The organism is Kushneria sp. Sum13, from assembly GCF_052692355.1.
This window is the reverse complement of sequence record NZ_CP199847.1, coordinates 3,120,291-3,136,304: the sequence shown is the minus strand read 5'-3', so window position 1 is coordinate 3,136,304 and position 16,014 is coordinate 3,120,291. Positions and strand designations below refer to the sequence as shown.

The following is a 16,014-nucleotide window of genomic DNA, read 5'->3' as shown; positions in this document are numbered from 1 at the left end:
TAATAGAAGCATCGAACGCTCATCACTGCGCCGGCATCACCCGCAGCACCCGCCCTTCGGGGTTATCGGTCAACAGATACACCGCGCCTTCCGGGCCGGTGCGCACGTCTCGAATGCGCTCATCCAGCTCGCCAAAAAGCCCTTCGACGTCCTCGGCCTGGGTGGCATCAGATGAGAGCGTCACGCGGCGCACTTCTCGATTGACCAGCGAGCCAACCAACAGGTCGCCCTGCCACTGGGGAAACAGCGCGCCGTCATAGCGGGTCATGCCGGATGGGGCGATCGAGGGTGTCCATTCCAGCAGAGGTGGCTGCGTACCGGGGTATTCTTCAAAGGGCGTGACGCGGGCGCCGGTGTAATCCAGGCCGGTGGTGGCGATCGGCCAGCCGTAGTTGCCGCCCGGTACAATGAGGTTGATCTCGTCGCCGCCCTTGGGGCCGTGCTCGTGGGTGATGATGCGGTCCTCACCATCCACGACCAGCCCCTGCACGTTGCGATGGCCGTAGCTCAGAATCTCGGGCCGGGCGGTATCGTTACCCACGAAGGGGTTGTCCGCCGGGGCGCTGCCATCCGGGTTCAGGCGCACGATCGCGCCAATATGGTTGGCGGTGTTCTGGGCCTGCTCGCGGTAGTCAAAACCATCCCCCAGCGTGAGAACCAGCGTGCCATCCGAGAGCCATGCCAGGCGCCCGCCAAAGTGGGCGTCGCCCCGCTTGGCGGGCGCGACCCGAAAGATCTCCTCGACATGCTCAAGCCCCGCGTCACCGAGTTGTGCCCGGGACAGGCAGGCGTGATTGGCGGCCGGGGTGCCGCACGAATAGGCGAGATAAAGCGTCCGGTCCTGCTCGAACTCCGGCGAGGGCAGCACGTCGAAAAGCCCTGACTGACCGGAGGCGAATACCTTCGGCACGCCTGCCAGCGAAGCGACAAGCGTGTCGCCGTCAGCACCTAGAAGGCGCAGCCGTCCCGGACGCTCGGTGACCAGCATGCGCCCGTCGGGTAGGAAGGCCAGCGACCAGGGGTGCTCAAGCCCTTCGGCCACGGTCTCGATGCGGTAGTCGGCGGGCTTGGCCTGAGGCTGTGCCACCGCATCAGACGCAGGGATAACGGTGACAACTCCCGCTGCCAGCAGGGCAACGGCTAGGGTGCCGGTGGCTTTCTCCGGGGCGCACTGATGGTCGGCGCCTCTCAAAATTGCCAGCACCACACCGGCGACGCCGGCACTCAGCAGCATCGCGGCCATGCCAGTACCCGTGCGAGTCGCGGCAATCAGCGTCGGCATGGGCGCGAAAAAATCGACCAGATGAAAGGTGGCCCACAGCGCCACCATGGCCGACAGCGCACACAGCGCGACCCGGTAACGGCCGTTCCAGAATTGGTGCGAGATCAAAAGCGCTGTGAGCTGCGAGAGGACAAACCCGACGGCGAAAAGCGCGGCATAAACGGGCGAGAAGTGGATCAGATCGCCCAGGGTGGTCATGAGGCGCTGTCCCATGGAGATATCCACACCCATTTGCTGAAGTGCTGCCAGATTCAGCTGGGTCTGGACGATGCTGCCGAGCACTGTGCCCGTGAGCAGTGCCAGAACGAAGTGAACCACCGTGATGAAAAAGCCTTGCCGGTTGCGCATGGGAGTCACCCTTGAGCCGAGAGAGAAGCAGAACAGGCGCGCCTCTGTCGCTAATGGGCTCAAGCGTACCCTGTGTTCCTCAGTTCGGGTTTAAGGCGCAAGGGGTGTCGAAAGGCCGCCACGGTGGGCGGCCCTTTGGACATGCGGTCAGTGCGCCATCATTTCACGAGCGATCTCCTGATCACTGCGCCTGGCGATCGTTGATGCTATCGAGTAAGGCTCATTTGGCTGAAAAGGTGAAACATATCAGGGCTCTGGTTGTGCTCTGATATGATAAGCGGCTTATATAAACACTGACCGGGTGAGACCAGAGTCATGAACATCAACGTGGTCGGCACCAGCGGTGCTGGCAAAAGCACGCTGGCTTGAAGGCTAAGTGAGGTTCTGTCGCAGCCTCATATTGAGATGGATGCGCTTCTCTGGCTGCCGGACTGGCAGGAGAAACCCGATGCGCAGTTTCTGGCCGAGCTTGAAGAGGCACTGACTGCCTCACCCGGCTGGGTTCTGGATGGCAACTTTGACCGCACGCGCGGTGTTAAATGGCGCGATGTAGAGATGGTGGTCTGGGTCGATATGGGGTTCTGGCGCACCATACGACAGGCCGTCGCTCGCGCTGTCCGTCGCGCTTGGACGCAGCAGGAACTCTGGCCCGGGACAGGTAACCGGGAGAGCTTCAAAAAAACCTTTTTCAGCCGTGACTCCATCCTGCTCTGGACACTCAAGAGCTGGCCGCGCAATCGCAGGCGCTACGTGGCGGCCATGACCGATCCGCAGTACCGGCACATTCGATTTGTTCGTCTGTGCAACCCCAATGAAATCGAGAGCTTCGTTCAGGCAGTCGGAAAGTGGTCTGAACACAAGCTCTGATGCGCTGTTTCCTCTTCCTTTCTTCTTCTTATAGCGTCTCTCTCATTCAACGATGAAAAGCCGCCTGACCCTGCCTTGATTTGTCAGAAGTTACCCCTTGTCTGTAACCCTGTGTCGCGTCTGGTGTTTATGCGTCATTCATGGATCACGTTGCGACATGGGTTGTTTTGAGAGCGACGCTTTCAACTATCGGAGGGCGATACAGTGTCCGTAAAACCGTGTATACGTATCTATAAGCGACAAATTAAGAGGCGACTGTTATAGCCGGAATGATGCATGCTATGTGTCATGGCAACCGGGCTTTCAACAGATCGCAAACGAGTCTGCCAAAACAATGATAAAAGCAGGATATAGTTGAGGAGGCATGACGACATGTTACCTGACCACAAGGCCGGCCCCGTCCCGGGTGCCAGCGGCATTTCCACGCCGCAAACCATCGGTTTTTTACTACTTGATAACTTTACGCTGATTTCGCTGGCCTCGGTGATCGAACCGCTGCGCATGGCCAATCAGCTGGCCGGCCGCGAGCTGTATCGCTGGTACACGCTCACCCATGATGGGGCGCCGGTACGGGCCAGTGACGGTCTGCAGGTAACGCCCGATGTTTCGATCACCGTGCCCCTGTCGCTCGACTGGGTCGTGGTCTGTGGTGGCGTGGCGCCACAGCATAGTGTCACCCGTGAACATGCCCACTGGCTGCAGGCGCAGTCGCGTCAGCTGCGCCGGCTGGGCGCCATCTGTACGGGCAGCTGGGCACTGGCCAAGGCGGGGCTTCTGGATCATTACGAGGCCAGTATCCACTGGGAGTGTCTGGCCTCCATGCAGGAAGCCTTCCCCAACGTGACACTGACCACGCGTCTGTTCTCGATCGACCGCGACCGGTTCACGGCTTCCGGTGGGACGGCACCGATGGACATGATGCTCAATCTGATCGCGCATGATCACGGTCATGAGCTGTCTGCCGGTATCTCCGAGATGTTCATCTGCGAACGGGTGCGCAACGAGCAGGATCACCAGCGCGTGCCGCTCAAGCATGTGCTGGGCACCACTCAGCCGAAGCTTCTGGAAATCGTGGCGCTGATGGAATCCAACCTCGAAGAGCCGATCGAGCTGGATACGCTGGCGCGCTACGTCAACGTTTCCCGACGCCAGCTGGAGCGACTGTTCCAGCGCTATCTGCACTGCTCGCCGTCGCGTTACTACCTCAAGCTGCGCTTGGTGCGGGCGCGTCAGCTTTTGAAGCAGACGTCGCTGTCGATCATCGAGGTGGCGTCGGTGTGTGGCTTCGTGTCGACGCCCCATTTCTCGAAGTGCTATCGCGAATACTTTGGCGTGCCGCCCAGAGGCGAGCGCTCGGGCAGCAATGTCTGGTATGGCCGCAATGCCAGCGCCACGACTGCCCTGCAGCAGGGCAAGATCGTGGCGGTCGAGCCGGCCTCCACCGAGCCCATGTCGAGTGCGATGATGTCGCTGGTCTACGCCCAGGGCGAGCCGACGTTTGCCAGCGTGCCACTGACGCGCTGACCCTTCGAAAACGACGCGCTTGCAACGCTCTCCAGGGAGCTGTCCGGTATCGGGCAGCTCCTTTTTTATGCGCTCTGATTCAGGGGGTGTGGGTCGGTGCCATGGCAGAGCCTTGATTCACTGATGTTTTCTGTGTGGGCGAAGAGGCGGGGAGAGGCCGGGCTGTCACTCTTTGGCGGTGAATGACGCTTTTGGAATTTTCCCCGTCGTTTCCAGGCGTCGGATGAGGCCGAGGCAGGGATATGCTCCATGCATTAGTCACCATCTGGAGCCTGACCATGACCCCTGCCGAACTGCATGACGACGCCATTGTGATCGATGGCCTGATCATCGCCAAATGGAACCGGGAACTGCTTGAAGACATGCGCCGTGGTGGTTTGACCGCCGCCAACTGCACCGTCTCGGTCTGGGAAGGGTTCAAGGCAACGGTCGACAACATCGTGGCCTCCAAGAAGCTGATGGACGAGTGCAGCGACCTGGTACGCCCGGTGCGTACCACGGCCGACATCACTCGCGCCAAGGAAGAAGGCAAGACCGGCATCATCTTCGGCTTTCAGAATGCGCATGCCTTTGAAGACCAGATCGGCTACGTCGAGATCTTCAAGGAGCTGGGCGTGGGCATCGTGCAGATGTGCTACAACACCCAGAACCTGGTCGGTACCGGCTGCTACGAGCGTGACGGCGGCCTGTCGGGCTTCGGGCGTGAAATCGTTGCTGAAATGAACCGCGTCGGGATGCTGTGTGACCTTTCCCACGTGGGTGCCAAGACTTCCGAGGAAGTCATCCTCGAATCCAAAAAGCCGGTGTGCTACTCCCACTGCCTGCCCTCCGGGCTCAAGGAGCACCCGCGCAACAAGTCCGATGAAGAGCTCAAGTTCATCGCCGATCACGGCGGCTTTGTCGGCGTCACCATGTTCACCCCGTTTCTCAAAAAGGGCGTCGATTCGACCATCGACGACTACTGCGAAGCGATCGAGTACATCATGAATATCGTGGGTGAGGACGCCATTGGTATCGGCACCGACTTCACTCAGGGGCATGATCAGAATTTCTTCGAATGGCTGACCCACGACAAGGGCTATGCCCGTCGTCTGACCAGCTTCGGCAAGATCATCAACCCCGAGGGCATTCGTACCGTCGGCGAATTCCCCAACCTGACAGAAGCGCTTTTGAAGCGCGGCCTGAGTGAATCTCAGGTCAGAAAGATCATGGGCGAGAACTGGGTCAGAACCCTGAAGGATGTCTGGGGCGAATAACCTCCGACCAGGGCCGGGGCGGTGCCTGAACCACCACCTCGGCTTTCCTTTCCTGCCGCCCCTTCAGGGCCGAACCGGCTCTTGAACAACTACAAGTTTGAGGAAGACGACCGTGACGAAACAAGCTCCCGAACTCCCGATTGAAGTCGACAGCGAAACCGGTATCTGGACAACCGATGCCCTGCCGATGCTGTATGTACCGCGCCATTTCTTTATCAACAACCACATGGCCATTGAAGAGGCCCTGGGGGCCGAGAAATACGCGGAGATCCTCTATCACGCCGGCTACAAGAGCGCCTGGCACTGGTGCGAGAAGGAAGCCGAGCTTCATGGCCTGGAAGGCGTCGACGTTTTCGAGCACTACATGAAGCGTCTGTCCCAGCGCGGCTGGGGGCTTTTCATCACTGAAGAGATCGATCTGGAAGCCGGTACGGCCCGCGTGCGTCTTGAGCACAGCGCCTTCGTCTATCAGATGGGCAAGGTGGACAGGAAACTCGAATACATGTTCACCGGCTGGTTTGCCGGCGCCATGGACCAGATTCTGAGCGCCCGTGGCAGTGATCTGCGCACCGTTGCCGTACAGACCCAGAGTGGCGCCCAGCAGGGCCACGACCACGGTCTGTTTGTTGTCACGCCCGCGTAACCGAGGATCAATGACATGGCATTCGAGGCACTGTTCAAGCCGATCCAGATCGGCAAGCATACTATCCGTAACCGCGTGGTCAGCACGGCGCATGCCGAGGTGTACGCCACCGACGGCGGCATGACCACCGACCGCTACGTCAAATACTACGAAGAGAAGGCCAAGGGCGGCTGCGGCCTGTGCATCTGTGGCGGCTCGTCGATCGTGTCCATCGACAGCCCCCAGGGCTGGTGGAGTTCGGTCAACCTGTCGACCGATCGCATTATCCCGCACTTCCAGAACCTGGCGGACGCCGTGCACAAGCATGGCGGCAAGATCATGATCCAGATCACCCACATGGGCCGTCGCTCACGCTGGGATGGTTACGACTGGTCGACGCTGGTGTCGCCGTCGGGTATCCGCGAGCCGGTACACCGCTCGACCTGCAAGACGATCGAAGTCGAAGAAATCCACCGCATCATTTATGACTTCACCCAGGCAGCCCGCCGGGCGAAGGAAGGCGGTCTTGATGGCGTTGAGCTGTCGGCCGTACACCAGCACCTGATCGACCAGTTCTGGAGTCCGCGCGTCAACAAGCGTACCGATGAATGGGGCGGCAGCTTTGAAAACCGCATGCGCTTTGGCATGGAAGTGCTCAAGGCCGTGCGTGCCGAGGTCGGTGACGACTTCGTGGTCGGCATGCGTATCACCGGGGACGAGTTCCATCCGGACGGTCTTGATCACGAGGAAATGAAGCGGATCGCGGCCTATTACGACGCCACCGGCATGGTCGATTATTTCGGCGTGGTGGGTTCGGGTTGTGATACCCACAACACCCTGGCCAACGTTATTCCCAACATGTCCTATCCGCCGGAGCCGTTTTTGCACCTGGCCTCGGGCATCAAGGAAGTGGTCAGCGTTCCGGTCATTCACGCCCAGAACATCAAGGACCCCAACCAGGCCCAGCGTATTCTGGAAGGCGGTTACGTGGATCTGGTCGGCATGACGCGTGCCCACATTGCCGACCCGCACATCATTGCCAAGATCAAGAACAATCAGGTTGATCAGATCAAGCAGTGTGTGGGTGCCAACTACTGCATCGACCGTCAGTATCAGGGCCTTGACGTGCTGTGTATCCAGAACGCGGCAACGTCGCGTGAATACATGGGTCTGCCGCACATCATCGAGAAAACCGAAGGGCCCAAGCGCAAGGTGGTCATCGTGGGCGGTGGTCCGGCCGGAATGGAAGCTGCACGTGTCTGCGCCGAGCGCGGTCATGATGTGACCCTGTTTGAAGCCAAGGATCAGATTGGTGGCCAGATCACCATCGCCTCCAAGGCCCCGCAGCGTGACCAGATTGCCGGTATCACGCGCTGGTATCAGCTGGAGCTGACGCGTCTGGAAGTGGATCAGCGCCTGGGCACGAAAGCCGATGAGGCGACCATTGCCGACCTGCGCCCGGACGTCGTGATTCTGGCGACCGGCGGGCGGCCGTTCCTCTCGCAGGTTCCGGACTGGGGCTTTGACGAGGACAAGAGCAAGAGCCTGGTCGTCAGCACCTGGGACATCCTTGATGGCTCCGTGGAGCCCGGCAAGAACGTGCTGGTCTTTGACACCATCTGTGAGTTTTCAGGGGTCTCGGCGGCCGACTATCTGGCTGACAAGGGCTCGCGTGTCGAGATCGTCACCGACGATATCAAGCCCGGTGCTGCCGTGGGCGGTACCACGTTCCCGACGTACTACCGCAGCCTCTACGAGAAGGAGGTCATCATGACCTCGGATCTCGCGCTGCATAAGGTCTATCGCGAAGGCGAGTCTCTGGTGGCGGTGCTTGAAAACGAGTACACCGGTGCCATGGAAGAGCGCGTGGTGGATCAGGTCGTGGTCGAGAACGGTGTACGCCCGGATGAGGCGCTCTACTACACCCTCAAGGAGCGTTCGCGCAACAAGGGTCAGACCGATATCGAAGCACTCTATGCGATCAAGCCGCAGCCCTGCCTGAGTGAAAGTGGTGACGGCTTCGTGCTGTTCCGCCTGGGGGATTGCACCGCGCCACGCAACACGCATGCTGCCATCTATGATGCGCTGCGGTTGTGCAAGGACTTCTGATCACAATAACGCTGTAAGCTGAACGTCATGGGCCCAGGGGCCCGTGACGTTTCGTCCTTACGGCGTCTCCGAGAGGAGAGACGCCATGCTCGATATCCTTTTGCCGATACTGATTTTCTCTGCACTCCTGCTGACCGTCATTGGTGCCGTACGGCGTTTTCGCCTCTGGCGCCAGGGTCGCTCAGCGCCCGTTGACTGGGTCGGTGGCCTGCTTAAAATGCCGCGTCGCTATCTGGTAGATCTTCACCATATCGTCGACCGCGACAAGTACATTTCAAAGACGCACGTCGCCACGGCCGGCGGTTTCGTGCTGGCGGCGCTTTTGGCCATCATCGTGCATGGCTTCGGTCTGCACAGCCGTATCCTCGGCTGGGCACTGCTGGCCGCCACGGCCTGCATGTTTACCGGTGCCCTGTTCGTCGCCAAACGCCGTGTTGACCCACCCTCGAGGCTCTCGAAAGGGCCGTGGATGCGTCTGCCCAAGAGTCTGCTGGCCTTTGCTGCCAGCTTCTTTATTGTCACCCTGCCGGTGGCCGGCGTCCTGCCTGCGGATTTCGGCGGCTGGATTCTGGCCGCGATTCTGGCGGTAGGCGTGGCCTGGGGCGTGTCCGAGATGTTTCTGGGCATGACCTGGGGTGGGCCCGTCAAGCACGCCTTTGCCGGTGCGTTGCATCTGGCCTGGCATCGTCGGCCCGAGCGTTTCACCACGCCGCACAACGCCAGCGCTGCGCGCTCCAGTGGTCTCAAGGCGCTGGATCTGGACAACCCCAAATCAACGCTGGGCGTTGAAAAGCCCGCCGACTTTACCTGGAACCAGCTGCTGGGCTTTGATGCCTGCGTGCAGTGCGGTCGCTGTGAGGCCATGTGCCCGGCCTTTGCCGCCGGTCAGCCGCTCAACCCCAAAAAGCTGATTCAGGACATGGTCATCGGCATGCGCGGTGGCACCGATGCCAACTACTATGGCTCACCGTATCCGGGCAAGCCGGTTGGCGAGCATGGCGGCAGCCCGAACGGGCCGATCGTGCCGCGTGAAGGCCGTGCGCTGGTGGATGCCGAGACGCTGTGGTCCTGCACTACCTGCCGCGCCTGTGTCGAGGAGTGCCCGATGATGATCGAGCACGTCGATGCCATCGTCGACATGCGTCGTTTCCTGACGCTCGAGCACGGCAACACGCCCAACAAGGGCGCGGAAGTGCTGGACAACTTGATCGCCACCGATAACCCCGGCGGCTTCGATCCGGACTCTCGTCTGCACTGGGCGGCGGATCTGAATCTGCCGCTGATGGCGGACAAGGGCGAGGCCGACGTACTGCTGTGGCTGGGCGATGGCGTCTTTGACATGCGCAACCAGCGTACGCTGCGCTCCTTGATCAAGGTGCTGCGCGCCGCCGAAGTCGATTTTGCCGTGCTCGGCAACGAGGAGCGCGACAGCGGTGATGTGGCCCGTCGTCTGGGTGATGAAGCGACCTTCCAGACCCTGGCCCGTCGCAATATCAGGACCATGAGTCAGTATCGTTTCTCGCGCATCGTCACCTGTGACCCGCACAGCTTCCACGTGCTCAAAAACGAGTACGGTGAACTGGGCACAGCTGACATGCCGTCCGACTATGAGGTGTATCACCACAGCACGTTTATTAATGAGCTGGTCAAGGGCGGCAGGCTCACCTTCAAGACCTGGAAGGGCGGCAGCGTGACCTATCACGACCCGTGCTATCTCGGTCGCTACAACGGTGAGTACGAAGCGCCGCGTGATGTGCTCAGGGCGCTGGGCATCGAGGTCAAGGAAATGGCGCGTTCAGGCTATCGCTCGCGTTGCTGCGGCGGTGGCGGCGGTGCGCCGATCACCGATATTCCCGGCAAGCAGCGTATTCCCGATATGCGCATGGGCGACGTGCGTGAAACCGGTGCCGATACTGTCGCGGTAGGCTGTCCTCAGTGTACGGCCATGCTGGAAGGCGTGGTGGAACCGCGCGCCGACATCAAGGATATCGCTGAGCTGGTGGCCGATGCGCTGGTGATTGATGCATCCGCCGGGAAGGGCGCCTCCAACAGGGAAGCGTCGCAGACACAGCGTAATGTCGAGGAGGTAACGCCATGAGCGAGCTTGTTCGCCGCGACCCGCGCAAGGAATGGATCGCCCGTAATCGCCTGCACCCGCAGCACCTTGAAATCCTGGCCGAGATCGGCGGCAACGCCGTCTCGACCGAATGGATGGGACCCAACGGCCTGATGCGGCGCAATCTGCATGCGGTGGGCTTTATGGGGCCCAACGGTATTCGCCGTATCGACCGCAGCGGTGCGTCACACGCTGCGCATACCAATGCGCGCAGCTCACAGAGTCAGGATTCACGTCGCAGCGTCAGCATCAGTGATCCGGCCTTCATGATCGCCGTGGTGCCCGATATGGCCGGTGGCCGCCTGTCGCCGCATGATCGCGATCTGCTGGGCATGGCGCGTCAGCTCGCTGACGCCAACCCGGATCAGCCCGGTGCCGTGCTGGCCATCGTGTTTGGTGAGCACAAGGAATCTGCATTCGATGAAGCCGGTGTCGATCGTTTGCTGTCGCTGGAAGGCGAGCAGTTTGACGGCTACACCCCGGAAAACCGCATTGCCGCGCTGCAGGGCGTGGAGCGCGACGTCTCACCGCGCCACTGGCTGCTGCCCGACTCCAATCAGGGTGGCGGCGAGCTGGGTCGACGCCTGAGCGTTCGGCTGGGTGAGCGTGCCGCCACACAGGTCTGGCAGGTTGAAGCCGACAGCGACAGCGCTACCGGCTGGCGCTGCACGACCCGCGGTGCTGCCGGCTCGACCGATGTCGTCCGTGCTCTGCCGCGCGTGATCATTGCCCTGGCCGAGTGCGCTGATCCGGTCAGCGAGACACGTCACGCAGCCGAAGTCATCGAGCTTTCCCAGGAACTGCCCAACGTACTCGGTCGTATCGAGGACATTGGCGAAGTCGCCGTCGACCCTGCCAGCGTGTCGCTGGCCGAGGCCGAGTTCATTCTCTCGGCCGGCAACGGCGTCAAGGACTGGGACAACTACCATCACGCCGCTGAAGTGCTGGGGGCGACCAAGGGTGCCTCACGCGTGGCGGTCGATGATGGCCACATGCCACGCGACCGTCAGGTCGGCGCGACAGGCACCTGGGTGTCGGCGCGTGTCTATGTGGCCGTGGGGATTTCCGGTGCCATCCAGCACCTGCAGGGCATTCAGACTTGCGAAAAGGTCGTGGCCATCAACCTCGATGAAGGCTGTGACATGGTCAAGCGCGCCGATCTGGCCGTGATTGGAGATGCCAACGCCATACTGGCGGCGCTGGTCAAGCGCGTGGAGCAATATCGCGCCGATCAGGAGGAGAACCGCGATGCCGCTTAACGCCGAATCCCCGGGTGCTTCCGGACTCAACGTGGCCGTGCTGGTCTCGATCGGTCGTCACCCGCTGACCGCGCGCACGCGTCGCGCTGATCAGGATGCCCGCGCCGTGGAGATGGCGCTCAGCCTGAAGGGCGCCTCGGTCAATCTGATGCACGCCGGCCAGCACGACAGTGACAACGAAGAGGCCATTCGTGGCTATCTTGGCATGGGGGTTGAAGAGATCCGCCTGCTTGAACAGATGCCGCAGGCCGATGTGGTGCCCGTGCTGACTGATGCCCTGCGTGCCAGTGCGCCGCAGCTGGTGCTGACCGGCACGCGCGCCGAGACCGGCGAAGGCTCGGGCATTTTGCCCTATCTGCTGGCCGAAGCGCTGGGCTGGCCGGTCATCAATGGTCTGGCCGCGGTTGAAAAGGTGGAAAAGGGGGTGGCCACGGTGCTTCAGGCCCTGCCTCGCGGCAAGCGTCGCCGCCTGCGCGTTCGCCTGCCGGCCATCGCCACGGTCGACACCAGTGCACCGGCGGCGCGTCAGAGCGCCTTCGGCCCGGCCCGTCGCGGTGAACTCGATGTCCAGCCGCATGCCAGCGAAGCTGATCCGTCCGTGAGTCAGTGGCAGATTCAGCCGGCACGCAAGCGTCCCAAGCGTCTCAAGATCGTCAAGTCGTCCTCGGCGCGTGACCGCTTCAAGGCCGCCGCCGCCAAGTCCGATGGGGGTGGTGGCCAGACCCTGACCGATGTCACCCCGGAGCAGGGTGCCGAGGCGATTTTCAAACTACTCAGGGAAGAGGGCGTGCTGCGCTGACCATCGGTGTCTGTCTGCTTCTGGCCGTCAGACAGCAGGGTCGCGAGCATGAGTGAAAAAGAAAGGGATTAAAACGCAGGCTTGTGCCCCGTCATTATGGCGGGGCGTTTTACGTTGTGGGGTATGCCGGCGCCTTGTTCGAAAGCGCTGTCATTTGTTCGAAAGCGCTGTCAAAAGCCGCCTGGGGTCTGAAGGCCAGTGTCGAAGGCCGCCCCCTTTGATCGGACCCGAAAGACCGATCAAAAGGGCGCTGGTTAACAGCAGGCCGGTGGAATTTTATGGGCGCTCAGGAACGGGCCGGCTGCATGTCCGGAGCCTTGTGACCTCTTTTGCGCACCACCCAATAGCCTGCGCTGCCGGCGGCCAGCAACATCGCGCCGCAGCCTGCGGCCAGTAGATAGCCCCCCGTGATGGCCTGTCCGGGCACGTCGAACTGCTCGGCCAGCGCATCCAGCGTTGTGGCGTACTGAAACCACAGAAAAATGCCGATGGCCGCGCCGGCCAGCATGGTGCATAGCGCCACCACGCGCGTGCCTGAAATCCAGGCGGCACTGACATCACGGTCATGTTCATGCAAAAAGGCGCGATAGGCCTTTTGAGGCGCCGTCACTCGGGTCAGCTTCGAGGCCACCACGATGGCAATCAGAGCGGCTACCGTGCTGAGTACGACCGGATGCAGATACACCGGCAGCGAGATCCACTGCGCCTGATCCATCAGTGACAGGGCAATATTGCTGACAAAGCCGACCGTCAGCCCCCAGCCAGCCCCTGCCGCGGTAATTCTGCGACTCCAGATGCTCATCAGGGCGACCGGCCCCCAGGACGAGGCAAAGAGCGTGGCGGCAAACCAGACCACGGCCATGATGGCCGGTGACTGAAACAGCGCAATGATCAGCGAGACAAGGCCTGCGCCCAGAATCGACAGGCGGCTGGCGCGCATGGCGGCCTTTTCGCTGCGGTTGGGCGGCAGGATATCGTTGGAAATGCTGAAGCCGATGATCGACAGAAACGTGGAGCACGACGACAGCCCCGCGGCAAACACGCCGGTGAGGATCACCACGCCCAGCCAGGTCGGCAGAATATTGAGTGAGGCCCAGACCATGGCCCGCTCGCCATCGAGCTGGCTGTCATACAGGTTGATGGCCGCACCGGTCATCATCATCAGGGCATAGAACACGGCCAGCGCCACGGCGGTCAGCATCGCCGAGCGCATGACGACATGCTCGTTGCGTGCCATCAGATAGCGACTCGACTGCCAGGGGCTTGCGGCCAGTACGGCCGCCCAGACCAGGCCTAGGGTGATGCCCCAGGTCAGTGCCTCGCCCGGCGTCGAAAAGTTGGCGTCACTGCCTTTTATTACCCCATGCCACAGCGCGATGTCGGGCTTGTCGGTCTGGCTTAAAAGCCCTTCAATCACCCCGTGCCAGCCGCCCAGATCCTGCAGGATATAGATCGAGCCGCCGAGTGCTGCCAGCGAGAAAATCACGAACATGATGGTGTCGGTCACCATGACGCCGGGTGAGCCGGAATAGAGAATAAACCCGGTATAGGTCAGCCAGACCAGCACCAGCCCGGTCCAGTAGGGCATGCCGGTCAGCTCGGAAAACATGATGCCGGCGCCCTGCATGACACCGACCAGATAGGCCCCCAGCCCGATGACGGTGGTCAGCCCGGCGATCATCTGCACGCGTCTGGAATCAAAGCGCTTGCCGAAAAACTCCGGCACCGTTCTGGCCTCGCTGCGTCGCAAATAACGGCCAAATGCCAGTGCGCCCAGCAGACATCCAGAGGTGCTGATGGCGGCAAAGATCAGCATCACGAAGGGATAGCCGTCGTAGGCAAAGCCGGTCTCGCCGAGAAAGGCACTGGTGCTCAGGTAGCTGGCCACCAGCGTGCCCAGAATGAAAAAGGTCGGGGCGTTGCGCCCGGCGACCAGATAGTCATCGAGATGTTTGACGCGTCGCCCGGCCAGATGGCCGATCAGAAAATAGCCGACGAGGCTGCACAAAATGGCGATGGTGTAGACCATGAAAGGGCTCCCGCTTTATGAGTCTTTTATTACTTGTCCCGAGAGCATGTCGCGAGCGGCCCCGGGGCTCATGCTCGCCAGCGTCACGGGGCATGACATTTGCGACATGAGAGATCAAAAAAAGGGCCGCCCCGAAGGACGGCCCTGTGCACTGTCGAATGTCCTGGATGCGCTGTCTTAAAGCGGCTGGGCAGCTCGGGTCGATGTCTTTGGCCCATACAGCTCCCGATGCAGGCCCATATAGAGGCTGGCGCACATCAACAGCAGTACCACGGTGAAGGGCAGTCCGGTCGCCACGGCGCCTGCCTGGAGCGCGCTCATGGCCGTGGTGCCACCGCCATAGAGCAGCACGCCGGCAATGGAGCCCTGCATGGTGGCCCAGAACACACGCTGACCGCGCGGGGTGTCGGTCTTGCCTCCGGCCGTGATGTTGTCGATGACCAGCGAGCCCGAATCCGAGGAGGTGATGAAAAAGACCAGCACCAGCACAATGGCCAGAAATGAGGTCACACCGGACAGGGGCAGCTGCTCGAGCATGTGGAACATGGCCAGCGACACATCATCAATACCACCGGCCAGCTTGCCGATATTATTGGTGACCTGATAAAGCGCCAGACCGCCAAACGTGCTCATCCAGACCAGGGTCACCAGGGTCGGAATGACCAGCACGGCAATCAGGAATTCACGAACCGTGCGACCCTTTGAGACGCGTGCGATAAACATGCCGACAAACGGTGACCAGGAGATCCACCATGCCCAGTAAAAGATCGTCCAGCCGTGATACCAGGTGCCGTCGTCGCGACCGATCCAGTTTGATAGCGGCAGGATATTGGTCACGTAAGCCATGGCCGTAGTGCCGATACCTGCCAGCACGGTCATGGTGGGGGCAACGGCAATGACAAACACAAGCAGCAGGGCAGCAATGAGCATGTTGATGTTGGAAAAGAGCTTCACCCCGCCATCAATGCCGCGCCATACCGAAATCAATGTCAGCACACTGACCACCACGATAATGGCCAGCTGGGTGCCCAGGGTATTGGGCACATTAAAGAGATAGGCCAGTCCGCCTGCTGCCTGTGAGGCACCAAAGCCCAGCGAGGTGGCAAGACCAAAGACGGTGGCCAGAACCGCCAGAATGTCGATGATATGACCGGCCCAGCCGCGGGTATATTTACCGAGGATGGGATAAAAGGCCGAGCGAAGCGTCAGCGGCAATCCACGGTTATAGGCAAAAAAGGCCAGCGATAATCCCACAACGGCGTAGATGGCCCAGGGATGCAGGCCCCAGTGAAACATGGTCGCGCCCATGGCAGCGCTGGCGCCTTCCGGAGTGCGTGCCGGTGCATTAAGCGGGGTGCCATACCAGTCCGTGTAGTAGGCCACAGGCTCGGCCACACTCCAGAACATCAGCCCGATGCCCATGCCCGCAGCAAAGAGCATGGCAAACCAGGACATGCGGGAATATTCGGGTTTCGCAGTGGGGCCGCCCAGTCGAATGCGACCGACCGGCAGCGCGATCAGTGCCAGACAGAAAACCACGAAAACGTTGCCGGAAATCATGAACAGCCAGTCGAAATGTTCAATCGACCAGCTCTTGGCCAGGCCCAGCTGTGCGTTGGCCATGTCAGGATAAATCAGGGCATAGATCAGAAAGGCGAGAATGGCGGCGGCAGAAAGCGGAAAGACGGGAAGGTGAAAATCCATCCCCATCATCTGCTTGTTGTCCTGGCCCGACGTCAGTAATGAATCATGGTCATCCATACGCGGTCCTCTTTGTTGTTATACAAAAAGTTGTTGTACAAC

Annotated in this window: 11 protein-coding genes; 8 read left to right on the top strand and 3 right to left on the bottom strand. The window is 61.0% G+C overall.

Going from position 1 to position 16,014, the window contains the following annotated elements; translation table 11 throughout:
- Positions 1 to 22 precede the first annotated feature (22 nt).
- Entirely contained in the window at positions 23 to 1,630 is a 1,608-nt protein-coding gene (locus tag ACUN8C_RS14515) for a PQQ-dependent sugar dehydrogenase (protein ID WP_445619875.1), read from the bottom strand.
- A 405-nt stretch (positions 1,631 to 2,035) separates the two neighbouring features.
- On the opposite strand from ACUN8C_RS14515, the gene ACUN8C_RS14510 reads away from it, so the two are divergent.
- The 8 genes from ACUN8C_RS14510 (at position 2,036) to etfB (ending at position 12,182) form a co-directional block, all read left to right on the top strand.
- Positions 2,036 to 2,497, top strand: a complete 462-nt coding sequence (locus ACUN8C_RS14510) for an adenylate kinase (protein ID WP_445619874.1) — start codon at positions 2,036 to 2,038, stop codon at positions 2,495 to 2,497.
- A gap of 372 nt (positions 2,498 to 2,869) precedes the next feature.
- Entirely contained in the window at positions 2,870 to 4,021 is a 1,152-nt protein-coding gene (locus tag ACUN8C_RS14505) for a GlxA family transcriptional regulator (protein WP_445619873.1), read from the top strand.
- Between the two features lie 278 nt (positions 4,022 to 4,299).
- The gene (locus ACUN8C_RS14500) at positions 4,300 to 5,277 is read left to right on the top strand and encodes a dipeptidase (RefSeq protein WP_108842040.1); all 978 of its coding nucleotides are present in this window, start codon (positions 4,300 to 4,302) and stop codon (positions 5,275 to 5,277) included.
- 112 nt (positions 5,278 to 5,389) lie between these two features.
- Positions 5,390 to 5,920, top strand: a complete 531-nt coding sequence (locus ACUN8C_RS14495; RefSeq protein ID WP_108841662.1) for a 4-vinyl reductase — start codon at positions 5,390 to 5,392, stop codon at positions 5,918 to 5,920.
- A gap of 15 nt (positions 5,921 to 5,935) precedes the next feature.
- A complete protein-coding gene (gene dgcA, locus ACUN8C_RS14490; protein WP_445619872.1) occupies positions 5,936 to 8,008 on the top strand; it encodes a dimethylglycine demethylation protein DgcA in 2,073 nt (690 codons plus the stop codon).
- An 85-nt stretch (positions 8,009 to 8,093) separates the two neighbouring features.
- Positions 8,094 to 10,106, top strand: coding sequence for a (Fe-S)-binding protein (locus ACUN8C_RS14485; protein ID WP_445619871.1), 2,013 nt, complete (start codon positions 8,094 to 8,096; stop codon positions 10,104 to 10,106).
- Entirely contained in the window at positions 10,103 to 11,383 is a 1,281-nt protein-coding gene (gene etfA, locus ACUN8C_RS14480; RefSeq protein WP_445619870.1) for an electron transfer flavoprotein subunit alpha, read from the top strand. Before ACUN8C_RS14485 ends, etfA begins: the two co-directional genes overlap by 4 nt.
- A complete protein-coding gene (gene etfB / locus ACUN8C_RS14475; RefSeq protein ID WP_445619869.1) occupies positions 11,373 to 12,182 on the top strand; it encodes an electron transfer flavoprotein subunit beta in 810 nt (269 codons plus the stop codon). Before etfA ends, etfB begins: the two co-directional genes overlap by 11 nt.
- Positions 12,183 to 12,468: 286 nt before the next feature.
- Here etfB and ACUN8C_RS14470 read toward each other — a convergent pair whose 3' ends face one another.
- Together ACUN8C_RS14470 and ACUN8C_RS14465 are read right to left on the bottom strand one after the other, a co-directional pair.
- Positions 12,469 to 14,211: a sodium:solute symporter family protein gene (locus tag ACUN8C_RS14470; RefSeq protein WP_445619868.1), complete on the bottom strand. Its 1,743-nt coding sequence runs from the start codon at positions 14,209 to 14,211 to the stop codon at positions 12,469 to 12,471.
- A 177-nt stretch (positions 14,212 to 14,388) separates the two neighbouring features.
- Positions 14,389 to 15,972, bottom strand: coding sequence for a BCCT family transporter (locus ACUN8C_RS14465; protein WP_445619867.1), 1,584 nt, complete (start codon positions 15,970 to 15,972; stop codon positions 14,389 to 14,391).
- Positions 15,973 to 16,014 lie beyond the last annotated feature (42 nt).